The 25437-nt window shown below is 43.0% G+C and carries 21 protein-coding genes and 4 tRNA genes; 12 read left to right on the top strand and 13 right to left on the bottom strand.

What is annotated here, in order from left to right:
* Positions 1 to 262 precede the first annotated feature (262 nt).
* Entirely contained in the window at positions 263 to 1969 is a 1707-nt protein-coding gene (gene dld, locus R7R24_RS03200) for a D-lactate dehydrogenase (protein WP_005375984.1), read from the top strand.
* 140 nt (positions 1970 to 2109) lie between these two features.
* Here the strand turns inward: dld and R7R24_RS03195 are convergent, their stop codons facing one another.
* The 4 genes from R7R24_RS03195 to R7R24_RS03180 all read right to left on the bottom strand — a co-directional run bounded on the left by R7R24_RS03195 (position 2110) and on the right by R7R24_RS03180 (position 6520).
* A complete protein-coding gene (locus R7R24_RS03195; protein ID WP_005375985.1) occupies positions 2110 to 2418 on the bottom strand; it encodes an AzlD family protein in 309 nt (102 codons plus the stop codon).
* Positions 2415 to 3146 (bottom strand): AzlC family ABC transporter permease, encoded by a 732-nt coding sequence (locus R7R24_RS03190; protein ID WP_005375986.1) that lies wholly within the window; start codon positions 3144 to 3146, stop codon positions 2415 to 2417. The genes R7R24_RS03195 and R7R24_RS03190 overlap by 4 nt, the downstream gene beginning before the upstream one ends.
* Positions 3147 to 3457: 311 nt before the next feature.
* Entirely contained in the window at positions 3458 to 4687 is a 1230-nt protein-coding gene (gene alr, locus R7R24_RS03185) for an alanine racemase (protein WP_005375987.1), read from the bottom strand.
* A 201-nt stretch (positions 4688 to 4888) separates the two neighbouring features.
* Positions 4889 to 6520 (bottom strand): methyl-accepting chemotaxis protein, encoded by a 1632-nt coding sequence (locus R7R24_RS03180; protein ID WP_005375988.1) that lies wholly within the window; start codon positions 6518 to 6520, stop codon positions 4889 to 4891.
* Between the two features lie 550 nt (positions 6521 to 7070).
* Here R7R24_RS03180 and R7R24_RS03175 point away from each other — a divergent pair.
* The 4 genes from R7R24_RS03175 (at position 7071) to R7R24_RS03160 (ending at position 9483) form a co-directional block, all read left to right on the top strand.
* A tRNA-Leu gene (locus tag R7R24_RS03175) sits at positions 7071 to 7157 on the top strand.
* A gap of 36 nt (positions 7158 to 7193) precedes the next feature.
* A tRNA-Cys gene (locus R7R24_RS03170) sits at positions 7194 to 7267 on the top strand.
* 307 nt (positions 7268 to 7574) lie between these two features.
* On the top strand, positions 7575 to 9098 hold the full coding sequence (gene amyS, locus R7R24_RS03165; RefSeq protein ID WP_017820194.1) for an alpha-amylase: 1524 nt from the start codon (positions 7575 to 7577) through the stop codon (positions 9096 to 9098).
* A 130-nt stretch (positions 9099 to 9228) separates the two neighbouring features.
* A complete protein-coding gene (locus R7R24_RS03160) occupies positions 9229 to 9483 on the top strand; it encodes a hypothetical protein (protein WP_005375990.1) in 255 nt (84 codons plus the stop codon).
* Positions 9484 to 9557: 74 nt separating this feature from the next.
* Here R7R24_RS03160 and R7R24_RS03155 read toward each other — a convergent pair whose 3' ends face one another.
* Positions 9558 to 10346: a lipase family protein gene (locus R7R24_RS03155; protein ID WP_005375991.1), complete on the bottom strand. Its 789-nt coding sequence runs from the start codon at positions 10344 to 10346 to the stop codon at positions 9558 to 9560.
* Positions 10347 to 10415: 69 nt separating this feature from the next.
* A complete protein-coding gene (locus tag R7R24_RS03150; protein WP_054578960.1) occupies positions 10416 to 11345 on the bottom strand; it encodes a CHAD domain-containing protein in 930 nt (309 codons plus the stop codon).
* Between the two features lie 301 nt (positions 11346 to 11646).
* Here R7R24_RS03150 and R7R24_RS03145 point away from each other — a divergent pair.
* Positions 11647 to 11733, top strand: a tRNA-Leu gene (locus R7R24_RS03145).
* Between the two features lie 36 nt (positions 11734 to 11769).
* A tRNA-Cys gene (locus tag R7R24_RS03140) sits at positions 11770 to 11843 on the top strand.
* A 5-nt stretch (positions 11844 to 11848) separates the two neighbouring features.
* Here R7R24_RS03140 and R7R24_RS03135 read toward each other — a convergent pair.
* The 5 genes from R7R24_RS03135 to rnk all read right to left on the bottom strand — a co-directional run bounded on the left by R7R24_RS03135 (position 11849) and on the right by rnk (position 17235).
* Positions 11849 to 12841 (bottom strand): LLM class flavin-dependent oxidoreductase, encoded by a 993-nt coding sequence (locus tag R7R24_RS03135; RefSeq protein WP_005376038.1) that lies wholly within the window; start codon positions 12839 to 12841, stop codon positions 11849 to 11851.
* Between the two features lie 235 nt (positions 12842 to 13076).
* Positions 13077 to 14282 (bottom strand): GGDEF domain-containing protein, encoded by a 1206-nt coding sequence (locus R7R24_RS03130; RefSeq protein ID WP_224721242.1) that lies wholly within the window; start codon positions 14280 to 14282, stop codon positions 13077 to 13079.
* A 133-nt stretch (positions 14283 to 14415) separates the two neighbouring features.
* Positions 14416 to 15402 (bottom strand): ABC transporter substrate-binding protein, encoded by a 987-nt coding sequence (locus R7R24_RS03125; protein WP_054579963.1) that lies wholly within the window; start codon positions 15400 to 15402, stop codon positions 14416 to 14418.
* Between the two features lie 227 nt (positions 15403 to 15629).
* Positions 15630 to 16589, bottom strand: coding sequence for a GGDEF domain-containing protein (locus tag R7R24_RS03120; protein ID WP_025767735.1), 960 nt, complete (start codon positions 16587 to 16589; stop codon positions 15630 to 15632).
* Between the two features lie 238 nt (positions 16590 to 16827).
* Positions 16828 to 17235 carry a nucleoside diphosphate kinase regulator gene (gene rnk, locus R7R24_RS03115; protein WP_005390213.1) on the bottom strand — a complete coding sequence of 136 codons (408 nt, stop codon included), beginning with the start codon at positions 17233 to 17235 and terminating at the stop codon, positions 16828 to 16830.
* 527 nt (positions 17236 to 17762) lie between these two features.
* Between rnk and nirB the strand changes: the two genes are divergently transcribed.
* The 4 genes from nirB to cobA all read left to right on the top strand — a co-directional run bounded on the left by nirB (position 17763) and on the right by cobA (position 22642).
* Entirely contained in the window at positions 17763 to 20327 is a 2565-nt protein-coding gene (gene nirB, locus R7R24_RS03110; RefSeq protein ID WP_318119415.1) for a nitrite reductase large subunit NirB, read from the top strand.
* Positions 20328 to 20340: 13 nt separating this feature from the next.
* Positions 20341 to 20664, top strand: a complete 324-nt coding sequence (gene nirD / locus R7R24_RS03105; RefSeq protein ID WP_005387969.1) for a nitrite reductase small subunit NirD — start codon at positions 20341 to 20343, stop codon at positions 20662 to 20664.
* A gap of 194 nt (positions 20665 to 20858) precedes the next feature.
* Positions 20859 to 21710, top strand: a complete 852-nt coding sequence (locus R7R24_RS03100; RefSeq protein WP_033907034.1) for a formate/nitrite transporter family protein — start codon at positions 20859 to 20861, stop codon at positions 21708 to 21710.
* Positions 21711 to 21883: 173 nt separating this feature from the next.
* A complete protein-coding gene (cobA, locus tag R7R24_RS03095) occupies positions 21884 to 22642 on the top strand; it encodes a uroporphyrinogen-III C-methyltransferase (protein WP_033907035.1) in 759 nt (252 codons plus the stop codon).
* Positions 22643 to 22658: 16 nt separating this feature from the next.
* Here cobA and R7R24_RS03090 read toward each other — a convergent pair whose 3' ends face one another.
* Positions 22659 to 23099 (bottom strand): DUF4174 domain-containing protein, encoded by a 441-nt coding sequence (locus R7R24_RS03090; RefSeq protein ID WP_054579611.1) that lies wholly within the window; start codon positions 23097 to 23099, stop codon positions 22659 to 22661.
* A gap of 119 nt (positions 23100 to 23218) precedes the next feature.
* Here R7R24_RS03090 and R7R24_RS03085 point away from each other — a divergent pair, with 119 nt between their 5' ends.
* Complete coding sequence (locus tag R7R24_RS03085; RefSeq protein WP_005387978.1) at positions 23219 to 23707, top strand: NYN domain-containing protein; 489 nt, start codon at positions 23219 to 23221, stop codon at positions 23705 to 23707.
* A gap of 87 nt (positions 23708 to 23794) precedes the next feature.
* Here R7R24_RS03085 and R7R24_RS03080 read toward each other — a convergent pair whose 3' ends face one another.
* Entirely contained in the window at positions 23795 to 25126 is a 1332-nt protein-coding gene (locus R7R24_RS03080; RefSeq protein WP_005376060.1) for an anaerobic C4-dicarboxylate transporter, read from the bottom strand.
* Between the last annotated feature and the right edge of the window lie 311 nt (positions 25127 to 25437).

Here is a 25437-nt window from a genome sequence, read left to right as displayed (position 1 = left end):
AACAAGATACCCCGCACAACTGTTAACAAATGGTTTTGCTATTGTTTCTTTTAAGAAACGGTCTGTTTCTTACGTTAAATTTCTCAAATGTGAAAGATAAGTGACAGAAAAATAAAGAATTATTTTGTTTGTTGTTTATTGATTACGTATTGTTCGTCCGCCTGACATAGACGCAGAGAAATGGACTGCTTATAGTGGCTCAAACGCCATGCCTGCCGCTAAGCGGTGTTGTGAGCGAAGTACAATAACTAGAGATACGGATATGAAACAAAAGCAGCTGATTGAAGAATTTAAAACCATCGTGGGGGAAGAAAATGTTCTAACCGACGAGGTTAAAACGAAATATTACCGCTCGGGGTTTCGTTCGGGTAGTGGTAATGCGCTTGCTATCGTGTTTCCTAACACTCTTCTAGAACAATGGAAGATTATTAAACAGTGTGTTGAAGCAAACTGCATCATTATCATGCAGGCGGCTAAAACAGGTTTAACAGAGGGCTCAGCTCCGAGTGGTAATGATTATGATCGCGATGTGGTTGTGATCAATATTACCAAAATCAAGAAGATTCACTTATTAGATGGTGGTAAGCAGGCGGTTTGCTTGCCTGGTGCGAGCTTACACTCTTTGGAGAAAGAGTTGAAGGCAGTGAACCGAGCACCGCATTCTATCATCGGCTCTTCATCGCTAGGTGCCACTGTGGTCGGTGGTATCGCCAATAACTCAGGCGGTGCGCTAGTTAAGCGTGGTCCTGCTTATACGGAACTGGCGCTCTACGCGCAGGTCGATAAGCAAGGCCAGTTACATTTGGTGAACCACCTTGGTATTGAAGGGTTAGGTGAAACGCCAGAAGAAATTCTAACAAACCTGCAAGAAGGGAACTTTGACCCAGCGAAGATCATTCATGATGAGCGAATGGCATCAGACAAAGAATACGATGAACGTGTTCGAGACGTGACTTCTGACATTCCTTCTCGCTTTAATGCCGATGAACGCCGATTATTTGAAGCCAGTGGCTGCGCTGGTAAGTTGGGGGTTTTTGCCGTTCGGGTTGACAGCTACCCAGTACCCGAAAAAGAGCAGGTTTTTTACCTTGGCACCAATGACCCTGCGAAACTAACGAAGTTGCGAAAAGACTTCTTATCTACGTTTGATAACTTGCCTGAGATGGGAGAATACTTGCATCGAGATATCTTCAACATGGCAGAGAAGTACGGCAAGGATGTGTTCTTATCCATCGACTTGTTAGGCACAGATAAGCTGCCAAAAATGTTCGCACTTAAAGCTAAGGTAGAAAACTTCTTAGAGCGCATCCCGTTTGTCAGTAAATATCTGCCAGACACCATTTTGTACTACGCGAGCAAGTTGTTCCCACAACATTTACCAGAGCGAATGCTGGATTTCCGTGACAAGTATGAGCATCACCTGGTATTGAAAATGAGTGATGGTGGTATTGCTGAAGCACAAAAATACCTCAAAGAAGTTTGGGCTGTTGAAGACGACTGTGATTTCTTCGAGTGTACGCCGGAAGAAGGTAAAAAAGCTTATTTACATCGCTTTGCAGCCGCTGGTGCAGCAATTCGGTACGAGACGATTCATCGAAAAGACGTAGAAGACATCGTTGCACTTGATATCGCATTGCGACGCAATGATGAAGAGTGGCTAGAAACTTTGCCTGAAGAGGTGAGTAAGAACCTTGTTCAAGCGCTCTATTATGGTCACTTTATGTGTTACGTCTTCCATCAAGATTACATTTTCAAAAAAGGGACTGACACGAAGTTGATGAAAAAGCTGATGCTAGAGCACCTCAATAGCCGTGGTGCCAAATACCCAGCAGAACATAATGTGGGTCACTTGTATGAAGCCGAAAACTCGTTGCAGAAGTTTTACCACGAATTAGACCCAACCAATACCTTTAACCCTGGTATTGGTAAAATGGACAAATATAAGCGCAATTGTAACTGCTGTGCGTAATGTGCTGTCTCACTATGATTAATAATCGTTGTTCATCGTTCAAATGATGAGCATAAGATAAGCCCTGATGACACTTGTGACATCAGGGCTTTGTGTTTTGGGTCTTTTATTGATGACTGGTATCGGCGTTGAAACAGCGACTAAAGAGCACGTACCGCGGCGGCGGCGATGATGCCTGCTGCAATTGCTGGTAGAGGCTTTTTCACGATGAACATGACAACAGCAGTAGAAAACAGTGCTGCTCTAGCACCATTATCACCCTCTACTGCTAGCGGAGCTAAAAGGGCAACCAGTACGGAGCCTGACATCGCAGTAATGAAACGTTGAACCCGTTCGCTAATTGGAATGAATGACATAACATACACTCCGCCCCAGCGGGTTATGAGCGTGACTAACGCCATAGCGATGATGATAAGCAGTGTGCCACCTATGGTTGTTTCGATGTTCATGCTTTCTTCTCCTTCCAACAAGCACCCAATACTCCGCCAGTAATGGCGCCAACCACTACGTGGCTATTCTCTGGCAAATACCAATACGCCAACATAGAAGAGGCTGCTGCTATGGCCCAAATCGCAAAGATTCTTAAGTCTTTCGGCCCGGCCACCACCATAGACAGCAGGAAGCATCCCATAACCATATCGAGCCCGAGGCCCACCGGATCTTTGATTGCGCTACCAAAATAAATGCCGATCCAGGTGCCCACAATCCAAAAAGACCACATCGCTAAGCCGCCACCAACAAGCAAGCCAAAGCCTGGTTCTTTTCTACCAAATGCATTGAGTGCCATTGCCCAGTTAGCGTCTGATGCTACCAGCATTACACCGTAACGTTTTGTTGGTGGGAGTTGTCGTAACCATGGATAAAGTGTGGCTCCCATCAAGAGGTGACGAGCATTAATCGCAAATACAGTAATAAGTACTGGAATGAAAGGGACTTCCGCTCCCCACATTTCTAACGTGGCAAATTGTGAAGCACCGGCGAAGACCAGTGTGCTCATCAACATAGTGGGAAATACATCTAGTCCAGTCTGTACCGCAGCAACACCGAAAGCGAGGCCAAATATGACCACGAACATAGAGAGGGGTAAAAGTTGGGTGAAGCCGTTCCAGACGTCAAGCCGATTAAATTCGTGCAACTCAGTGGAGGAGCGTTGAAGATGTTGAGTATTTTCTGTCATAGAGATACCTAGCTAGCAGGCAAAGGGGCAGTGCCATACGAGTGTGTTTGTTATTCTTTTGTAAACTTCATGTTTAACATCAATTGGAGGGGCTTTCAAACTCTAAGTGCTATATAAAATTGAGCCATCCAAGCGGCTTTAAGAAACAGAGTGTAGAGAGTCGCGCTTGGTAGTGCTAAAGGAGAATAAAACAACAGAAATAGTAAGCTCTGTTTAATTGATAACATCACGAGCTAGTACAGATTAGTAAATAAGAAAGAAAGCGAACACGAGGCTCGCTTTTTCGCTCTGTTACGAATAACTGAATAGGTTTATTTTACGTAGACACGAGGGTTCGCGCTTCCCCAAACCGTGTATAGTTCAGGGAAGATGACTTCTGCGTGTTTTTCCATCTCAGCAGCTGAAATCGTTTTGCCTTGTTGGGAGCCAAACAAAACAACTTCAGAACCAGGCTCAACATCTTTGATACCTGTAACATCTACCATTGTGGTGTTCATTGAAGCAACGCCCGCAACTTTTGCACGTTGGCCATTGATCAGAACTTCTGCCGTATTCCCCATTTTTCGTGGATAACCATCAGAGTAACCAACAGGAATGTTCGCCATTAAGCTTTCTTTGCTTGTTGTGTAGCTGCTGTCGTAACCGACTGTGCTATTTTTTGGCAGGTGGTGAACGGATGCCACGCGTGTTTTGAAAGACACGATAGAAGGGTACTCAGGGTTAGTTGGTAAGTCTCCGTATAAAACGCCACCAGGACGAACCATATCAAGCTGCGCCTCAGGAACATTAAGCGCGGTGTAAGAGTTTGCTACGTGCAGTAAAATGTTGTCGCGTTTTAGATTCGCTTCTTTAATCAGCCATGCAGAACTGTCTTTGAATGAAGCTAACTTTTGGCGCACGTCGTCTGCATTGTAGTTAGGGAAATGAGTCATGATACCAACAATATTAACGCCAGCTTGTTGAGCGATTTCTAGCGCTTCTTTCTTGCCCGCTTCTGTCGTCATATCAACACCATTACGTCCCATACCACCGTCGTTCAGAGCAAGGTGAACTTTGATTTCTTTACCAGCTTTCTCGGCTAGTTTAGACAGTGCTTTAGCTTGCTCTGCTGTGCCTATCAACTCTTCGACATTTAGGTCGATTACGGCTTCAATCTCGCCAATATCCGCTGAGCGTACACGCATAAGTTGGCCTTTAAAGCCACTGTCGCGAACAGTTTGTGCTTCGGCGTTACTTGCAACGGCAACGCAAGGAATTTGTTGCTCGATAATAGTCGGCATCAGGCCTGCGATACCATTGCCGTATGCGTCGGCTTTCATCACGGCGCAGATTTTCGTTTTGCCATCCATGTGCGATTTAAACTGCTCAATATTATCGCGGAACTGACCTAAGTTTATTTCTAGCCAAGCGTTAGCACCTTGAACTTGCTCTGCTTTTGCTGCTGTATTGCTAATTTGAAGAGGAGCGGCAGTGGCTTGCATTACAGGAACCGCGACTGCAGCAGCGATAGTCAGTGATAGTAAGGTTTTATTTAAGCGCATAAAGTCTCCGTACGCGTTTTTTGTATTGGTTATGTTATTGAGTACTTGGGGAAAGTACCTGACGAAGTAAAACGCTCCAAGTGGTGCTTTGGAGCGTTTATTAAGATAGTGATTTAATATATACCTAAATATACCTCAGTGATGACATTCAATTTAAGCAAATCGGGATTGATTTGATATCTACTAAGGTATCCACTGAGTTTAACTCAGTTTAAAGCGGCTCATTACATCTTTAAGAGAAATGGATAGCTGGCTTAGTTCGCGGCACGCCTGTGCGGTTTGCTCCGAACCTTGCGAGACCTCTTGAGATGCCAAATGTATGTTTTCAATGCTGCGGTTAAGCTCTTCCGCAACAGAGTCTTGCTGGTTACAAGCCGTGGCGATTTGGGTACCCATGTCTGAGATGTCCGAAATCGAATGCTCAATGTCGCTCATCAGCTGTTTTGATTGAATGCCTTGTTCAGCACATTCTGAAATACTGGTTCTAGAAAGTTCAGTGGCTGATTTTGCGTCTTTTGCAAGTGATTGTAGCTGCTCAATGATCGAAGTGATTTCACTCGTTGAATCTTGCGTACGGCCGGCAAGAGTTCGAACTTCGTCTGCAACGACGGCAAAGCCACGACCAGACTCACCAGCACGCGCCGCTTCAATGGCTGCATTAAGTGCAAGTAGGTTGGTTTGATCGGCGATGTCGCGGATAACATCCACGATCACGTTAATTTTATTCGATTGCTGTTCAAGCTCAGCTACGGTATCGCCTGCAGCGCCAATTACGTTTGAAACTTCTTGAATCGCGTCAACCATACCTTGGGTTTCACGAACACCGTGTTGTGTGCGGCGGTTTGCTTCGTTAGCTTGGTTCGCTGAGTCTTCAGTGTTACGAGCAACATCGGCTACGGCCGCTTTCATTTCTGTCATTGCTGTTGCGATGTGCGTAATTTGCAGCTGTTGATCTTTCATACCAGACGCAGAAATATCGGAGATTTGGTTCATCTCTTCGACAGCGCTGCTTAACTGAGTAACTGCAGCAATCACGTTATCGATAACTTGGCGTAAGTCATCTTGCATCTTAGTGGTCGCGTCTGCCAGTTCACCAAGCTCATCATTGCCGATTGCTTTACGGTCAATGTCACTTGATAGATCACCTGTTGCGATGGCATTTGCTTGCTCAACAACAAGTTTAAGTGGGCCACAAATTAGGCGAGTCAGCACGTATGTCATGCCTACCATGATCAGTAGAATAATCACGTTACTTGCAATTGAAGAATTACTCAATCCATTTACAGAGGACAGGATGTGAGTTTTGTTGCTGTCCATAGCTTCTTTAAGGAGACGGATTAGTTCGCCTAACTCTGAGTCAACCGCTTCGAAAGCAGACAAAGAGTTCGCCAAAATAGGGTGGGCCTTGCTTTTGTCGTTAGCTAGCATCGCTTCATTGTACTGGTCCATAGTAACCAAGTACTTTTTCCATTGACGCATAAGACGCTGGTAAGTTTGCTGCTCTTCGCCAGGCCAGATAGTTTCACCGTAAGCGTTGAGCTCTCTAGTGATCTTTTCGCGTTCTCTAATATTGTTAGAAATTTTAGTTTTGACTTGGTCTGCGTCTTCATAAGTGTACGCAGCAAATTGAGCTCGGCGCCAGCGAGACAAATGATCTCGAATCGAATCGACCCTTTCCATTGCAGGAAGCGTATCATCGGTATAGTTTAAAAGCTCAGATTTGATGCTTTTGAGCTCTGTAGATAAAAACACGCCAAATGCAATGTTGACGATGGCAATGAGTAAAAACGATAGCGATATCTTTTTCGCTATAGAAAGATTCTTGATAGACATTAGTGATATACCTTGTTTTTCTTATGTTGTGTCGCCAAAGTAAACCACATCCTTATATGTGATATATGTCCATTAAATTACTGCAACTCGTGTAACGTACCATTATTTATTGATATTTTCGATAATGAATTGAGCTTTGTTTGAAAATAAAAAAAGTCAATGATTTTATAAAGGTACGACCACATTCGATATAAAGTTATCAGTAACAAAATATGATGTTCTGTACGCAATCGTGCCAAGAGTAGGGAATTAAATTGTTACAGATGTTACAGCGGTGAAAAGATCAGCGTTCATAACGTGATAGTCGCGTGTTTACCTCGAAGCAGTTACGGACACTAGTATGCGTATGACTTCAGGGCTAATGAAAGGGAACGGGTGCTTATTGGTCTAATTGAATGCCAAATGTACTAGTCAGATCGCTTTTTAAGCACTTAAATAAAAAAGATAAAATTTATTGTTGACCAGATAAATTAATCCGTTAAAGTACGCCTCGTTCTCACGGCAAAGGTCGATGAGACAGATGGTGTCTAACCCATCGCATGATTGCGTTGCCCTGGTGGTGGAATTGGTAGACACAAGGGATTTAAAATCCCTCGGCGTTCGCGCTGTGCCGGTTCAAGTCCGGCCCGGGGCACCATCAAAATCTTTGGTGACAGAGATACAATATCAGAAAGGCGCCTTGGCAGAGTGGCTATGCAGCGGATTGCAAATCCGTGGACCTCGGTTCGACTCCGGGAGGCGCCTCCACTATTTCGAAAGCCAGTCTTAAATGACTGGCTTTTTTCGTTTTTAATCCGCCTTTTCGTAACCCTTCGCGCTTTCCTAAAGTCTCCCATGTTTTGATCACCATTCAATATTTTTAACGCGCTAATTATTGATTTTATAAATGTTAGACAACTCAATAATTGTATAGTGTGATTGGTGATAGTTTCTCTTCGATTGTAATCCGAACTTTTTGTATTACAGGCAGCAACCTAGCTAGCGTCATAGTTAGTATCGCTTGGTGCGTATATGCAGAAAGGAGGATTCTAGTCCTTAACGTGAGAGAAAAATAATGAAAACATTCAACCTTAAACCTACACTTTTACCCTTAACTTTGCTGCTCAGTTCGCCTGTAATGGCGGCACAAAATGGCACCATGATGCAGTATTTCCATTGGTATGTGCCAAATGACGGTGCACTCTGGACACAAGTTGAAAACAACGCGTCGGCACTATCTGATAACGGCTTTACTGCGTTATGGTTACCACCCGCCTATAAAGGTGCTGGTGGTAGCAACGACGTCGGTTATGGCGTTTATGATATGTACGATTTGGGAGAGTTTGATCAAAAAGGTTCGGTGCGCACCAAGTATGGCACCAAAGATCAGTACCTAAGCGCCATCAATGCTGCCCATAAAAACAATATCCAGATTTATGGCGATGTGGTGTTCAACCATCGCGGTGGTGCGGATGGAAAGTCTTGGGTTGATACCAAGCGAGTAGATTGGAACAACCGAAATATTGAACTTGGTGATAAATGGATTGAAGCGTGGGTAGAGTTTGATTTCCCTGGGCGCAACGACAAGTACTCAAACTTTCATTGGACGTGGTACCACTTTGATGGCGTGGATTGGGACGATGCTGGCGAAGAAAAAGCTATCTTCAAATTCAAAGGTGAGGGTAAGGCATGGGATTGGGAAGTTAGCTCGGAAAAAGGCAACTACGATTACCTTATGTACGCTGATCTAGACATGGATCACCCTGAAGTGAAGCAAGAGCTGAAAGACTGGGGTGAGTGGTATATCAACATGACGGGTGTTGATGGGTTTAGAATGGACGCGGTGAAGCACATCAAATATCAATACCTGCAAGAATGGATTGATCACCTACGTTGGAAAACAGGGAAAGAACTTTTCACGGTCGGAGAGTACTGGAACTACGATGTGAATCAGCTGCATAACTTTATCACCAAAACTTCTGGCAGCATGTCTCTATTCGACGCACCGTTACATATGAACTTCTACAATGCGTCTAAATCGGGTGGTAGCTACGATATGCGTCAAATCATGGATGGTACGCTGATGAAGGACAATCCAGTCAAAGCGGTAACCTTAGTAGAAAACCATGATACTCAACCTTTGCAGGCTTTGGAGTCGACGGTTGATTGGTGGTTTAAGCCGCTCGCTTACGCATTTATCTTATTGCGTGAAGAAGGTTATCCATCCGTGTTTTATGCAGATTACTACGGCGCGCAGTACAGTGATAAAGGGCATGACATCAATATGGTCAAAGTGCCTTACATTAAAGAGCTAGTAACACTGCGTAAAGATTATGCGTATGGCAAACAACATTCTTATCTCGACCACTGGGACGTAATTGGTTGGACTCGAGAAGGTGATGCAAAGCATCGACATTCAATGGCCGTGATCATGAGTGATGGACCTGGCGGCTCGAAGTGGATGTATACGGGTAAACCAAGTGCTCGCTACGTAGACAAGTTGGGTATCCGAACTGAAGAAGTTTGGACTGATGCGAATGGTTGGGCTGAGTTCCCAGTAAACGGCGGATCTGTCTCGGTTTGGGTTGGCGTTGAATAATCCATTCCTGTGATTTTGATACAGAGTAGGCAATTCTTGATAAAACTTTTCAATGAATCAATGTGTTATTTGATATTCATTCAACAAATGAGTAACTTATATTTGAGCATAATCTAGAGGAAGATAAAGAATGGAATCTATTGCTGATGTATTGGTTGTGGCTATTGTGTTCGGTGCCATATTTGGGGGCGGGATAATAAAGTTAATCTTGAACCATCGTAAAGAAGTAAGAGCGTTGGAGATATCTGAACGTAATACGATGAGCCGAGAAGAACAAGATAACCTTAACAAGCAAATTGGTGACTTGAAGCGACGTGTTGAAGTGTTAGAGCGAATTGTCACAGATAACAAATATCAACTTGAAAAAGAAATTGCCTCTCTGTAGATCACCACTTAATCGTAAAGCCGGCGAAGTCCGGCTTTTTCGTGTCTATACTTCATACCTTTCGGATGTTTAACTCAGCGTTCATCAAAAAAGTCTTTGTCGCGAATGTATTTACTCATAAAGTGATAAGAGAACGGTCGCATTAACCAACTAAATAAGGAGCGCCCAAGCCGTATGAGCGTTGGGGTGTTCTCGTATATTCTCCCGTTATATAACCATAGCATTTTGCCTACATGCCAATACAAAAAAGGTACGGGCGGCATAAAGGTCACGATGTCGATGTCGCAACAAATCCTGTATGTTTTGTGCCCCAAACGGTAGCGTTTCTTAAACGTCCAATCCCCGACAGCGGGCTGTCCGAAAGTGACCACGCGTTTAATGCTTTTTGGGTATTTTTTCTCAATATAGTCAGCAAAAACACTGCCAATCGCGCCACCTGAAGAGTGGCCAGTAATAGTGATTCTTTTTCCCCTAAGAATGAGCGGTACAACGATACCTTCGAGGCGTTCGATCACGGTCAACCCTAACCGATCTTCATTCCGGCTCGGTAAACTTTCTTGGAACAACAGATGATAGAAACCCGCGTGAATGCGATAGTTTAGTCCCAACCTTCGACAGCTTCTCGTCCACATCGCGAAGTTCAACAACCAATCACTGATACTGTGTGAGCCTTTAATCACTACGACCACTTCACTCTGTTTTTTACTCCAGAGCACGCGAATCATAATCTTACCGTGTTCATTTCTAATGACTCGTTGCCCATTAGGATCGAACCCGTATTGAGTTTGCCTGAAGACGCGAGGGTAGGCGAGATTACAAAGCACCGCATAGCGCTCGTATTGGTATCGTTTTAATGGTTTCACGTTATCTTTCTTAGTGGAGCCTAACGATTGACTGTAATTAATGAATATTAAAAATACGTGAACCTTGATTTAGAGCCGATAGAGATTCTGTGTATTGGTATCGCGAATGAAAGACTCAAACTGCCTTAAATGCGTCAAGATGGTTTGGCGAGAGAGTGCATGATGTTCGCTAAGCACGTTAATTAGCTTTTTCAAAGCCTTACGATCTTGTTTATCAAGATTTGCTGTTTCTTTGAGTTGTGCGAAAAATTCAATTTGACTTGAAGTGTCGTTAAAGTCACCGAGCTTGTCTTGCAATAGTTTTAGTTGTTTCACGTTGTTTTTGTGCTGTTGGGAAGGGTAGAGCGTGGAAAACCCTTCCAACAAATAACGCAGCGCTTTGCACTTTATCCGCATCGAATGAATCACGCTGTCACGACTTTTGTCCGAGATCTTGCGTCGTGCTTTATCAACTTTTTTAAATTGATCGGAGATTTTTTGGCTTGCGAAGAGTAACGCAGGTAGGTTGCTATCCACTCGTTCGTGTTGCGTACTTCGCAGCAGACTATTCCTGACCAAAGTGCAGTGCGTTGTGTATTCTTCTGTAGCTAGCCAACGCGTAACTTTTGCCTGTTCGTAAGCACGTTCGGCTTCGATAAAGCCAAAAAGCTGCTCAAGAGACGATTTGTGATTTGGGAGCATTTCAATGTATTGGTTTTTGTCCAAGATAAATACGTCCAAATCACGCAGCTTATTTGTTTTCTTCATCATTATTTTTAAATGAGGTTTCAAAATACGCTGTTCAAAAGGAGGGATCAGTTCGCGAAGTAGTAAGCATAGTGAGCGTATGCGCCTCAGTGTGACGCGATATTGATGTGTATATTCAGGATCTAAGTCTTGGATGACTCCCAGCTCCAGAGAGCGTGCATAATCAAATTCAGTAAGGAAGAAGTGGGGCACTACGAAGTCGAGTTCGGAATCAGTGTGTAGCGGTAATTGAAATGATGACTTTCGAAACATGATGAGCGCTTATTTATCCCCTGCGGTACGAGTTAAGTTTATACCCATACTGTCAATTTGTGCGACTTGTCGATTCCTCATTGACATGAAGTGATGAAGCAAAGTAAACGAGAGCAAAGCATGCTGATGTTCTTGTGAGCAAAATGATCGCCCTTTGTTCGTTTGAGTTGGCTTTTTAACCATTTGAATAAAAAAGACTAATTTTTTGTTGACCAGATAAATTAATCCGTTAAAGTACGCCTCGTTCTCACGGCAAAGGCCGCTGAGACAGATGGTGTCTAAGCCATCGCATGATTGCGTTGCCCTGGTGGTGGAATTGGTAGACACAAGGGATTTAAAATCCCTCGGCGTTCGCGCTGTGCCGGTTCAAGTCCGGCCCGGGGCACCATCAAAATCTTTGGTGACAGAGATACAATATCAGAAAGGCGCCTTGGCAGAGTGGCTATGCAGCGGATTGCAAATCCGTGGACCTCGGTTCGACTCCGGGAGGCGCCTCCATTCTTTTACTTGTCCATGAGTTCCGATAGTAACCTGTAGGATCTCAACTTCTCAGATTGTTCAAACACCATCGTGTTTACCATAATTTCATCCGCCCCAGTGCGTTCCAAAAGTTTCTCAATTTTCTGTCTTACATATGTTTGATCACCATGGATAGATTCACGTAATTGAGTTTCAACGTGAAGCTTTTCCTGTGCTGACCATAGTGGTGCCATACTTTTCACTGGTGCGCGAAGTTTTTCGCGATTGCCGCGAATCATTTTTAAGAATTTTTGCTTCTCTGTTGTCGCGAGAAAATCTGCATGTGACTGAGTATCCGCTACGATAACGTTGGCACAAATCATCACATAGGGTTGAGCTAAATGCTCGGATGGGACAAACTCATCTCGATAAAAGTTTAGAGCACGAGACATTGCATCTGGAGCAAAGTGTGCAGCGAATGCGAAAGGTAAGCCTCTCTTAGCTGCTAAACGTGCACTGTATGTACTCGACCCCAGAAGCCAAATCGGCAGAGATGTGTTGTTACCTGGATAAGCCGCGACTGGTTGATTTCGAGATACGGGACCAAGAAAGAAATTAAGTTCCTCCAACAGCTCTTCAAAGTCAGGATCCATATGCTCTGGTTCCCGCCTTAATGCATGCATTGTTTGGTAGTCGGTGCCTGGTGCGCGTCCTAACCCGAGGTCAATGCGACCAGGGTATAATGCCTCTAACGTTCCGAATTGCTCTGCAATTACTAGTGGTGCATGGTTAGGTAACATGATTCCACCTGAACCTAAACGGATCGAGTTCGTGTGCGCTCCAATATGACTGAGTAATACACTGGTTGCGGCACTGGCGATATCGGGCATGTTATGGTGTTCAGCCATCCAAAACCGATGATAGCCCCAGGACTCGATTGATTGAGCTAATTCAACGGAGCGTTCGAACGTTTCGGTGAAGTTTGTTCCGTCGGACACGGGTGCCAAATCCAGAACAGATAAACGAGGAAAAGACATAGGATAGTTATAGCCTGTTAATGAATCTTAACTATCATATGGTGGTGAAAGTTGACGTTTAAAAGGGGAGGATTAACCATTCACAATGGATTATTTTTCTTCAATGCCTGGAGAGCGTTTAGCTTACGAGTTTAGCTTTTGCTATGTGATAAAAGCGGCTTTATTACTGTAAGTGGCCACAGTGGTCGATGTCGTTGAATATTCGCATGTAGAACGTTTCCACAGCTACTTTAGATTAAAACATAGGCCTCTTTAACAGCGAACTGCTGTTGTCGACAATAGTGAACGAGCTAGCTTTAGAACGTTTTGACTGATACATAGACTTGTCTGCCGCTGTTAATAATTCATGTACATTCGACCCATGCTCAGGATAGAGTGCAATACCAATGCTAGCTCCGACGCATAACTCTTTACCTTTAAAATGAATTACTTTTTCTATTTCTTGGATATAGCGTAGTGCACATGCAGACAGAGACGTACCTGTTGTGTGTGAACGATGAATAATAATAAATTCATCTCCACCAAAGCGGCCTACCATGTCTGATTCGTCGATAATACTTGATAATCTACTAGCTACAGATTTTAACACTGCATCACCTGCCTCATGGCCATGGCTATCGTTAATATCCTTAAATAAATTTAAATCTATAAAAAACAAACTAAACCTATTCTCACTGCCTCTGAAATTACGCGTAAGCTGGATCAAATGTTTTTCTATTGCTCGACGATTGTAGATATTAGTTAAGGAGTCGTGCTCAGACAAAAATACCAAACTTTCTTTTTGACGATTTAGAACTGAAGTTTGATTCTCTACTTCTTCTTTAAGTTTTGATTTTGATATTGTTGTGTGGTTTAACAATGCCGCCATTTTATTGAAGTAACAAGACAGATTTTCAAATTCCGTGAATTGATTTTCTGAAGGGATTTTATAGTCAAAATTTGACCTGCTTAATTGTTTTATTCCATTTATAAACCTTTGAAAGCTTCTCTTGAACTTTATTTTTATATAAAAGCATAATAGCATAACAACCAGAGAGATAAAAATAATACCTGCTTGAGTGTAATAATTTAAATTTTGTAGTTTTGTAGACTTATTATTAAGTATTTTTTTATAAATATATATTATTTCATTATTCATATCCTGGGATACAATGTTTATTCTGGATTGTATGACAGGATTTGATTTATTATAATTTACGACTGAATCATAATGGCGATCTTTGTCTAGTAAATGATTATTTTCGTATTGAACTAAAAAATACAGTTCGAGATTCATTTTTTTTAGGTCTTTAGTAAGGTATAAAACATCTTCATTTTGAGATAATAATTCGTTTAATTTGTTATGAGAAATCATGAATTGTGTGAAATTGTTTTTTCCTCTATTTTGAGTGTAAGCCCAAAGATAACTACTTAATGACTCTAATGATATTTGTATGTCCATTATTTGGTTTAATTGTTTCTTGGCTTTATAATCTTCTATTTTTATGAAGCTTATGTATACTATAACGCTGATACATAGTATTACGCTTAGACTGAATAGTGATGCTAAATAGTGGTTTAACGAACGATGCATTTTAATCTAGACCATCAAAATATGAATTGATATAGTTTTCTTTAAATATTTTTCTGTAATTTGGAATCTGTCCTTCTACATAGTTTTGTTTTAATGCCCAATTAGCTTCTGATTGTAATGTAAATAATAAAGAATTCGTTAAATTTAATCGAAAGTTATAATCATCCCAACTCCAAGATATTTCTTCAACTGTTATGTTAAGTTTTTGTGATAGTATTTTCATTGTTAAATGAGGGTTTTTATCCATCCAGTTAATTGAGTGATGAAGTGACTTTATTATTTTCATTACTTCTTGATCTGATTTTTCAATGTGTATTTCTTTTGATACAAGCAAAAAGTAAAGTTTATACACGCCAATAATTCCTATGTTCTTTACTTCTTCATTTATTCTATTCTTGGCCATAAATCCGTATGGCTCCCAAGTAGATATTGCATCGACGTTTCCTTGCATTAAATGATTTATAATAACCTGCGTTGTTGATGATATTTTTTCTACTTTTTCTAAATCAATGTCATTTACCTGTAGCAACAAGTCTAAGTAATATTCGCTAGCGCTCTTTTTTATTACACCAACCTTTTTTCCTGGTAATTTATCTATACTTTCTATGCCAGACCGCTTTTTAGTTAGCAGCTTAATATCATTCGTAGAAGATGCAAAAGAAGTGATTAATGCTAAATCTTTGTATTCAAAGCTTTTAAACATCAGTACGCTTTCAGAAAAAGTGGCGTAATTAACATGGTTTTCTAGAAGTAGGTTTGAACATTCGACCCCTCCAAAGCACATGATAAGTTCGACGTTTAAATCGTTTTCTTCAAACGCACCTATGTGCTCTGCAATGATAAAAGGGGCTGACAGAGGCGTCTTAGATATACCGATTGTTGTAGGTTTGTGGATAGCATTTGATACCGTTGTTAACTTTAAATAAGCAACTACTAATGCAGAAAGAACTAAAATTATGATAACTGTAGAAATCTGTTTTGTATCCATCAAAAACAACTCCCTTCATAATAGTAGTAATTAATCTATCAGTTAAATGAGTGTAGTTGCTTATTGGGTTGATGCTAGGAGAGGAGGGGATTTATTTGTATCGTGCCAAATTTATGAGTACCTAGGGGTAATTTCGGTAACTGGCTTAGATATAAAGAATTTATCTTTAGTTAGTTCAAGTTGTAGCAAATGACTGATTTCATAACATGATGATTTATGGAGAGATATCAACTTTTTAAGTTGAAAAATTGTACTCCATTTTTGCCATTTTTCTTTATCTCATACATTGCGTGATCGGCTTTTTGATACACTTCATTAAACGGTTGCTTTCCTTTGTTAAAGAGACAAACACCGATACTCATTCCTATCGTTACTTTATGTAAGTCTTGATTTATCGCTGGAATGATTGAATCTAAGAGTTGATTGCAAAGTTGGGATATTTCCTCTCGACTTGAATGCCAGTTTAAGATAACAAATTCATCGCCTCCTATGCGTCCAACTTGAGACTTGCTTGACGCAAGCTCTGTTAAGCTATTGGCGATATTGATGAGGAGGGTGTCGCCAGTATGATGGCCTAGCTGGTCGTTAACTGCTTTAAAATTATCTATATCAACAAACACTAAAGCAGACTGCTGAGACGGTTCGGTTTGAGGTTGATGATTAAAGTTTTCCTCAATTGCTTTTCTATTTAACAATCCAGTCAATGGATCACTCGAAGCCAACTTGGCCAGTTGCTGCTCATAACGCTTTTCTTTTGTAATATCGATATGAGTACCCATCATCCGTAGTGGTTCGCCATCAGAACCATACTCGACGATGCGCCCTCGATCGTAGACCCAGCTATCACTGCCGTCTTTATGAATCATGCGATGCACTACCTCATAAAGGTCGGTCTTGCCTGCTAGGTGATCTTCAAATGCACCCACCGCAAGATCATAATCTTCAGGGTGGAGATTGTTTTTCCACGTTTCAACCGTCGCGGTTAACTCATGGGGCTGATAACCTAGCATTTTTCCCCACTGCATATTGAATATCGTCAAAGTACCTGAAGGAATATGCTGCTCCCACAAACACAGTCCATTACTGTCGAGTGCAGCATTCAACTTTTCTTGTAGTCGCGCATTCTTCCGCTTCAGCTCTTCATTTTCTTTTTCTAAGCAGGCAATTCGAGTTAGATATTCTTCCATTTTGCGCATAATTTACGTCGTTTTCGGAGCGACAATATACGAAAAATACTTTGCAATTTCTATGATTGAGCTTGGAGATATAAATATTGAATATGCGGTAAATAATAAAGAATCGGTGATGTTACTTAAGAGCAGTAAAGTAAATGCTTGGAAAACAAAGAAGGAAATAGGGGGTAAGCGAGGGGCTCTCCTGGTGCAAAGTCTTAAATGGAGGCCTTTGCACCGGGACTACTGAGGGTTAGCGGTTTAGTGCACCACAACGCTCAGGTTGGTATGTGATATCGACAATTTCAATTGTCTTCACTTGATTATTTGGCATTGGCCAGTCAAGTTTTTGGCCGACAGACAAACCGATCAGTGCGCTGCCTACGGGTGCAAAAATAGAGATATCATCACTGCTTTTCAGTTCAGAAGGGTAAACCAGTGTCTTTGTCATGGTTCTATCTTCACCTGAAAATTTAAACTCTACAGTCGAGTTCATCGTGACCACGTTATCTGGCATTTGTTCTGGCTCAAGAACTGTTGCTCGGTCGAGCTCTGCTTCTAATTCCACAAGCTCCGCTGCGATGTTTGGCATTTTATCCAACAAAGCCGTGATTCGGTTCATATCTAAGCTTGAGATGTAGATAGAATTGTTTTCTGACATTTTATGACTCCCAAATAAAAGGCCGCCTCACAAAAATGGGACGGCACTCTATATGTCAATTACGGTATCAATCATATGGACGCTATTCCATATGAACTAAACCCGATTTTAGTCTTTATAGTGCGACTTAGCTAGTAAAAAATTTTTGTTGTGAAGCTTGATTTTTCTAAATCTTTCAATCACTTCAGATATTGTTCTCTGATCACCTTGAAACGGTGAAGTCAAGTGAGTGCGTCGTTTAGAAGCAAAACAGGATTTATCGTAGGTGTGCTCGGTTTCGATGGTCAACCTAACTTCATAAAAGCAAAACGGTATAGTCCGTTGCTAGCATGGCTTCGGTTATCTCAGTTTGTTAAAACTACCAATATCCGTTAATAAATTACTTTTTATTTCGCAATAGTCAGATAAATACGTTCATCTACCCCTTTAGGGTAGTTTGAAATTGTAATTGATTTACATCATGTATTAATTTTCTTTCACAATTAACAATGAGCTCAGTGATAAGAACCTAACCCTTAGGAATTATAATGAGCAAGTTGAAGCTAGTAGTCATCGGTAACGGTATGGTAGGGCACCGTTATATTGAAGACTTAGTCGAGAAAGCTGATATGTCTAATATAGACATTACGGTTTTCTGTGAAGAACCTCGTGTCGCATACGACCGTGTGCACCTTTCCTCTTACTTTTCTCACCATACTGCAGATGAACTTTCTTTAGTAAAAGAAGGCTTCTACGAGAAACACGGTATTAACATGCTGATCGGCGAACGCGCGATTAACATCAACCGTGAAAACCGCATTGTTTACTCAAGCACTGGCCGTGAAGTTCAATACGACAAGCTTATTCTTGCTACTGGCTCATTCCCATTTGTTCCACCTATCAAAGGTCACGAAAGCAAAGACTGTTTTGTTTACCGTACTATCGAAGATCTTAAAGCGATCGAAGCGTGTGCGAAGAAGAGCAAATCAGGCGTTGTTGTCGGTGGTGGTCTGCTAGGTCTTGAAGCAGCAGGCGCATTGAAAGCACTGGGTGTAGAAACGCATGTTGTTGAGTTCGCACCGAAGCTAATGGCTGAGCAACTTGACCTGGCTGGTGGTAACCAACTTCGTCAAAAGATCGAGCGTATGGGCGTGAACGTTCACACCAGCAAAAATACGCTTGAGATTGCGCCAGAAGGCACAAACGCACGCAACGTTATGCGTTTTGCTGACTGTTCAGAACTAGAAACAGACTTCATCGTATTCTCTGCAGGTATTCGTCCACAAGACAAACTAGCACGCCAAATGGAGCTAGAAGTGGCACCTCGTGGCGGTGTTGCTATCAACGATCATTGTCAGACTTCTGATGAGAACATCTACGCGATTGGTGAGTGTGCGTCTTGGAACGAAATGTTCTACGGCCTTGTTGCTCCTGGCTACAAGATGGCGACAGTTGCCGTTGATCACCTACTAGGTAACACAGAAAGCAAATTCGAAGGCGCTGACATGTCTGCGAAGCTGAAACTTCTTGGCGTTAAAGTAGGCTCTATCGGTGACGCGAACGGTCGTACTGAAGGCTGTAAGAGTTACGTTTACCAGAACGAAGAACAAGAAGTTTACAAACGTCTTATCGTTTCTAAAGACAACAAGAAACTGCTTGGCGCGGTTATGGTTGGTGACACCTCTGACTACGGCGACCTGCTTCAACTTATGTTGAACGAAATCGACCTACCAGAACACCCAGATGCGTTGATCCTTCCTGCACACGCAGGCGCTGAGAAACCAGCATTAGGTGCAGACGCTCTACCAGAAAGCGCAGTGATCTGTTCATGTTTCGACGTAACCAAAGGCAAGATCGCACAAGCGGTGGCTAATGGTCACCACACATTGGGCGACATCAAAGCAGTGACGGGCGCGGGTACAGGCTGTGGTGGTTGTATTCCTCTAGTGACCTCTGTTCTAAATGCTGAGCTTGCTAAATCTGGTATCGAAGTGAAGAACGACGTATGTGAGCACTTTGCATACTCACGCCAAGAGCTGTTCCACCTAATCCGCATTGAAGAGATCAAAACGTTTGATGAGCTTCTAGAGAAATACGGTAAAGGTTACGGTTGTGAAGTTTGTAAACCACTGGCTGGTTCTATCTTGGCTTCTTGCTGGGGTGAGCACATTCTTAAGCCACAACTGGTTAAGCTGCACGACACGAACGATAACTTCCTAGGTAACATCCAAAAAGACGGTACTTACTCTGTTATCCCACGTATGGCGGGTGGTGAAGTAACACCTCAAGCACTGGGTGCGTTAGCGAACGTTGCAGCAGAATACAACCTATACACCAAAGTAACCGGTGCTCAACGTATTGGTCTGTTTGGTGCTCAAAAAGACGATCTTCCAGAGATCTGGCGCAAGCTTATCGACGCTGGTTTCGAAACAGGTCAAGCGTACGCAAAAGCACTTCGTATGGCGAAGACATGTGTTGGCTCAACGTGGTGTCGTTACGGCGTTCAAGACTCTGTTGGTCTGGGTTCTTACATCGAGAACCGTTACAAAGGCATTCGTACACCTCATAAGATGAAGTTCGGTGTTTCTGGTTGTACTCGTGAGTGTGCGGAAGCACAAGGTAAAGACCTTGGCATCATCGCGACTGACGCAGGTTGGAACATGTACGTATGTGGTAACGGCGGCATGAAACCTCGTCACGCAGACCTACTTGCAAGTGACCTAGATAAAGAAACACTAATCAAGTACATCGACCGCTTCATGATGTTCTACATCCGTACTGCTGCGCCACTACAACGCACATCAGTTTGGATGGAAAACATGGAAGGTGGCGTTGACTACCTACGCGAAGTGATTGTTAACGACAAGCTTGGTATCAACGCTCAACTAGAGGCAGACGTAGCGAAGCTTGTAGACGAGTACGAGTGTGAGTGGACTGCGACCATCAACGACGAATCACAACTGACTCGTTTCGCGCACTTCATCAACTCTGACAAGCGCGATGAAAACGTCGTGTTTGTACAAGAGCGTGAACAGCACCGCCCAGCAACCTTCACGGAAAAACACCCTGAAGCGAAAGGCGACATCCTACACGTAGCGATCACTGAAGCATAAGGGAAGGTTGATTATGTCATTTGAAAAGATTTGCCAAATCAGCGACATCGTACCGGGCACGGGTGTTTGTGCACTGGTTGATGGTCAGCAAGTTGCGGTATTCCGCCCAACACAAGCAGAAGAAGTGCTGGCGATCAGCAACACAGACCCGTTCTTCCAATCAAACGTGCTTTCTCGCGGTTTGATCTGTGAGCACCAAGGCGAGCTTTGGGTGGCTAGCCCACTTAAGAAGCAACGCTTTAACCTGACAACAGGTGCGTGCATGGAAGACGAGCGTTTTAGCGTGAAAGCGTACAAAACCCGCGTAACCAACGGTGAAGTAGAAATCTCTGCGTAAGCTTGGTTTTCATTCCCTCCTCTTAGGGGAGGGAATGAACTGAAACCTAGATTTAATAGACAAAGGCTTTCCAAGCATCAACTCAGGGGAACAGGGAAGCGAGGTGTTGTAGACAGCGTTCAGGTGTCAACGGGAAGCCTTTCTCTATTAAATCTTTAACTTTTTAACTTTCAATTTTGGATAAGGACACATTCATGTCTACTGATTTTAAGCCTGCAGAATTCGTGCAAACCATGATCAATGTTGGTGAAGCGAAAACCAATACAAGCACGCGAGATCTTCTGCTTCGCGGTACGATGGCTGGCGTTATTCTTTCGCTTGCGGTGGTGGTTGCTATTACCGCGATTGTACAAACGGGTATCGGCCTTGTAGGTGCACTTGTTTTCCCCGTTGGTTTCGTAATTCTAAGTGTGATGGGTTATGACCTAGTAACCGGTGTTTTTGGTCTAGCGCCTCTGGCTAAGTTTGCGAACCGTCCGGGCATCACTTGGGGTCGTATCTTCCGTTGTTGGGGTCTTGTAGGCTTGGGTAACCTTATCGGTTCTCTGATCGTTGCTTACCTAGTGGCTATCTCTCTAACAGGTAACTTCTCTCTAGAACTGAACGCAGTAGCGAAGAAATTTGTCGCTGTTTCTACCGCGCGTAGCCTTGGTTTTGAAAACATGGGTATGGACGGATGGATCACGTGTTTCGTACGCGGCATCTTCTGTAACCTAATGGTGTGTCTTGGCGTTATCGGCAACATGACAGCACGTTCAGTGTCTGGTCGTGTAGCAATGATGTGGTTCCCAATCTTCATCTTCTTTGCGCTAGTATTTGAACACACCGTAGTAAACATGTTCCTATTCCCACTAGGTATGATTCTAGGTGCGGATTTTGGTATCGCGACTTGGTTGAACTTCAACCTTATTCCAACCATTCTAGGTAATATTGTCGGTGGTCTCGTAATGACTTGTATTCCACTGTACCTAACTCACGCAAAAACAGCGCCTTCTATCAACGTAGTTGAAGAAGAAGTAAAAACAGAGCCTGCAATCGCAAAATAAACCGCTTTTATCTGGCCCTACCTATGGTAGGTGGGGCTGTTCAACTCATTTAACTTTCGATAAGTATTGTATTGATTTAGCTATAAAAAGTAATAACTCCTTGGGGTGATTTTAACCTTGAGTTAATGACTTGAGTGTTACTTTTTATGTCCAAATTTTCGATAGGCGTTGATATGACAACTGTTAACTCATCTTTAAACAGCGGCTTTGTTTCTCTTGTTGGTGCAGGTCCAGGTGATCCTGATTTGCTCACAGTAAAAGGCTTAAAAGCCATTCAAGCGGCTGAAGTTGTGGTGTACGACCGATTAGTGTCGAAAGACATTCTTGAATTGGCTCACGCATCAGCAGAGATGATTTACGTAGGAAAAAAATTGGACTTTCACTGTGTGCCTCAAGATCAAATCAACCAAATCTTGGTGCAAAAAGCACAAGAAGGTAAACGCGTTGTGCGCCTAAAAGGTGGGGACTCATTTATCTTTGGCCGTGGTGGTGAGGAGCTAGAAGAACTAGCGGAATTTGGTATTAAATACGAAGTGGTTCCGGGGATCACAGCAGCAGCGGGTGCAACGGCTTACGCTGGTATTCCATTAACACACCGCGACCATGCGCAAAGCGTTCAATTCATCACTGGTCACGTACAAAAAGATGGTCGTGAGATTGAATGGCATTCTCTAGCACAATCCAACAACACACTTGTTTTCTACATGGGTTTGAAGCAAAGCGGCCATATTATGGATAAGCTGATCACTCATGGGTTAGATCCTGAGATGTCATGCGCCATTATTGAAAACGGTACGCGCCCAGAGCAGCGCGTGTTCCAAGGAAAGTTGAACGAGCTATCGATCATGGCAGAGCAAGCCGTGAGCCCAGCATTGATTGTGGTTGGCAGCGTGACTCAGTTGCACAACAAATTGGATTGGTTCGCAAAGTAATACTGCCCAGAAGTGACTATATTTTACAGGGACTTTGCTGCCTCTGCATTTCTTGCTTACGCATTGGCATTTGATCAATCAAGTTGTTGATAAATGGCCAATCCGTTTCTGCGCCCCAGCGGTGCTTTTCTAGACCATCTTTACCAAGCAAAATAGCGGTATGAGAACCTTTTTCGACCGCATAAAGACGAGCTAGCATTTTTAGGTCGAACTCTTCGTTAAGCCAAGCAGGAAAAGTATAACCTTGTTCTGTAATGACCAGTGTGACGACATCTCTGTCTTCCAACTCACACTCATTCATAAGTGTTTCTAGCAAGAATTGTTTGACGTATTCATCATTTTCCGGCGCAAAGTAGAGCACACTTCTATGTGGCCAGTATTTGGAGTGCGCTGGATAACCAAATGCTGTCGATGACAAGATACAAGAAAGTAGTATCACTAGTAACTTTCCGCCCATGACAGTCCCCCTAGAAACCCAAATAACTTTTTATACGTTAAGTTTAGTGGAATTGGCTCATTGTGCTTTTTCCAAAACTGGCATAGGGTAGGCAGCAAATAAATTGAGCGTAGAAATAGATGAGTTCGGAAAGCAAACAAAAAATCGCCATTTTGGTTGATGTACAGAATGTGTATTACACCTGTCGCGAAGCGTATCGAAGCAATTTTGATTACAACCAGTTTTGGTATGTTGCCACACAAGGGAAAGAGGTGGTAAGTGCTCGTGCTTATGCTATTGCGAGCAATGATCCCAAGCAACGTCAGTTCCACCATATTCTTCGTGGTGTTGGATTTGAGGTGATGCTTAAACCCTACATCCAGCGTCGTGATGGCAGCTCGAAAGGCGATTGGGATGTGGGTATTACTCTCGATGCAATTGAAATTGCTCCCGAAGTTGAGGAAGTGATTCTAGTTTCGGGAGATGGAGACTTTAGTCTGCTAGTAGAGAGAATTCAGCAGCGCTTCAATAAAACGGTGACCGTTTATGGTGTACCTAAACTTACATCTCAAACTCTGATTGATTGTGCCGACAATTTTGTAGCGATTGATGACGATTTCTTGCTGTAGTTAATAGTGCAATAAAGAAAGGCGAGTCACTCAGGCTGTACGAAAATGTACAATGACTCGCCTCTAATTTATCGTTGATTTGGCTAGTTACGAAGGAATGATCATTTGCCCTAGCAAGTAACCCAAGCAACACGCACCAATCACGCCGATTAAGCCCACAGACATGAATGAGTGGTTGAAGTACCACTTACCAATCTTAGTTGTGCCCGAGGTATCGAAGTTCACAGTCGCGATATCTGAAGGGTAGTTGGGAATAAAGAAGTAGCCGTATACCGCTGGCATCAAGCCGATAAGCAGCGCAGGTTCCAAACCTAAGCCGAGACCAACAGGTAGCATCATGCGAGCCGTTGCAGCTTGAGAGTTCACCACAACCGACACAATGAATAACGCAAGCGCGAATGTCCAAGGGTAGTTGGTTACCATCTCTACGATGCCGGATTTAAATTGAGGCATAGCGTACTGGAAGTAGGTATCTGACATCCATGCAATACCGAAGATAGCAATCGCCGCCACCATACCAGATTTAAATACCACGCCATTTGGTACGTCGCGCGGGTCAGTTTTGGTCGCAAGCAAAATGATACCGCCGAAGCAGAGCATCATCATTTGAATCACAACGGCCATGCTGATTGGCTTCGAGCCATCTACGATGGTACGAATGTCTGGCCACATCGCGATAACGACGATAACCAAGATCGATGCAATGAACAGCAATACAGAGTTACGAGCACTTGTTGGTAGTACTTCATCAAGAGACGTTGCAGTTGTGTTGAGGATTTTTTCTCTCCACACAGGATCTTTCAAACGCTCTTGGTATTCTTCATCGTCGTCTAGCTCTTTACCACGCTTTAGGCTGTAAAGTGACATCAACAACGTACCGAATAAGGTTGCAGGCACAGTAACGAGCAAAATTGAGAGCAGAGTGATCTCGTGTTGAATATCAGAGAGTTGCGCCAAGTAGTAAACTACGGCCGCTGAAATTGGCGAGGCTGTGATTGCGATTTGAGACGCGACAGAAGCGGCAGCCATAGGACGCTCTGGACGAATGCCGTTTTTAAGCGCAACGTCGCCAATGATTGGCATGATAGAGTAAACCGCGTGACCTGTACCAAGTAGGAAGGTCATAAAGTAAGTCACGAACGGAGCAATAAGGGTGACGCGTTTTGGGTTCTTACGAAGCACACGCTCGGCAACTTGCAGCATGTATTTCAAACCGCCGGCGGCTTCAAGAATGGAAGCACATGTTACCACCGCTAAAATGATCAACATAACGGTGACAGGAGGAGAGGTTGGCGGCATCTTAAAGATGAAGACTTCAATCACCAAGCCAATTCCGGATACGACCCCAAGGCCGATACCACCATAACGTGAGCCGATATACAGCATCACGAGCAAAAATAGAAACTCAAGATACAACATGTGGATTTCCTTATTCAAAACAGAGGGCTACATAGCCAAATTACCTCTTTGTATTGTCTCGATATTCAGAAAGAAAATACTTCATGTTGTTCACAATCCGCTGGATAAGAAACAGCAATATTCAATTATTGGCAATAACTCACGCTACACAGGGAAACTGTTAACACAGTTTTATCAGGGTGTTTTTATGCTGTGTATTTTTGCGATCATGTGAGCGTTAAATGCGAAGAGGTTTAAGAGTTTGTTGCTATTCATCGCATACGTAACCAGACCTTACAGCTTCACAGAACTCGGAAATACATTCATAACTA

It is taken from the genome of Vibrio sp. 704, assembly GCF_033339295.1.
The sequence above is the reverse complement of the archived record's forward strand: the minus strand, read 5'-3'. Positions and strand labels throughout refer to the sequence as shown.

Coding starts and splice junctions, on each gene's coding strand:
- R7R24_RS03195 (WP_005375985.1), bottom strand. CDS start 2,418: ATGAACATCGAAACAACCATAGGTGGCACACTGCTTATCATCATCGCT.
- dld (WP_005375984.1), top strand. CDS start 263: ATGAAACAAAAGCAGCTGATTGAAGAATTTAAAACCATCGTGGGGGAA.
- nirB (WP_318119415.1), top strand. CDS start 17,763: ATGAGCAAGTTGAAGCTAGTAGTCATCGGTAACGGTATGGTAGGGCAC.
- R7R24_RS03100 (WP_033907034.1), top strand. CDS start 20,859: ATGTCTACTGATTTTAAGCCTGCAGAATTCGTGCAAACCATGATCAAT.
- R7R24_RS03085 (WP_005387978.1), top strand. CDS start 23,219: ATGAGTTCGGAAAGCAAACAAAAAATCGCCATTTTGGTTGATGTACAG.
- R7R24_RS03150 (WP_054578960.1), bottom strand. CDS start 11,345: ATGTTTCGAAAGTCATCATTTCAATTACCGCTACACACTGATTCCGAA.
- R7R24_RS03080 (WP_005376060.1), bottom strand. CDS start 25,126: ATGTTGTATCTTGAGTTTCTATTTTTGCTCGTGATGCTGTATATCGGC.
- alr (WP_005375987.1), bottom strand. CDS start 4,687: ATGCGCTTAAATAAAACCTTACTATCACTGACTATCGCTGCTGCAGTC.
- rnk (WP_005390213.1), bottom strand. CDS start 17,235: ATGTCAGAAAACAATTCTATCTACATCTCAAGCTTAGATATGAACCGA.
- R7R24_RS03090 (WP_054579611.1), bottom strand. CDS start 23,099: ATGGGCGGAAAGTTACTAGTGATACTACTTTCTTGTATCTTGTCATCG.
- R7R24_RS03160 (WP_005375990.1), top strand. CDS start 9,229: ATGGAATCTATTGCTGATGTATTGGTTGTGGCTATTGTGTTCGGTGCC.
- amyS (WP_017820194.1), top strand. CDS start 7,575: ATGAAAACATTCAACCTTAAACCTACACTTTTACCCTTAACTTTGCTG.
- R7R24_RS03130 (WP_224721242.1), bottom strand. CDS start 14,282: ATGGACATACAAATATCATTAGAGTCATTAAGTAGTTATCTTTGGGCT.
- R7R24_RS03120 (WP_025767735.1), bottom strand. CDS start 16,589: ATGGAAGAATATCTAACTCGAATTGCCTGCTTAGAAAAAGAAAATGAA.
- R7R24_RS03125 (WP_054579963.1), bottom strand. CDS start 15,402: ATGGATACAAAACAGATTTCTACAGTTATCATAATTTTAGTTCTTTCT.
- nirD (WP_005387969.1), top strand. CDS start 20,341: ATGTCATTTGAAAAGATTTGCCAAATCAGCGACATCGTACCGGGCACG.
- R7R24_RS03190 (WP_005375986.1), bottom strand. CDS start 3,146: ATGACAGAAAATACTCAACATCTTCAACGCTCCTCCACTGAGTTGCAC.
- R7R24_RS03180 (WP_005375988.1), bottom strand. CDS start 6,520: ATGTCTATCAAGAATCTTTCTATAGCGAAAAAGATATCGCTATCGTTT.
- cobA (WP_033907035.1), top strand. CDS start 21,884: ATGACAACTGTTAACTCATCTTTAAACAGCGGCTTTGTTTCTCTTGTT.
- R7R24_RS03135 (WP_005376038.1), bottom strand. CDS start 12,841: ATGTCTTTTCCTCGTTTATCTGTTCTGGATTTGGCACCCGTGTCCGAC.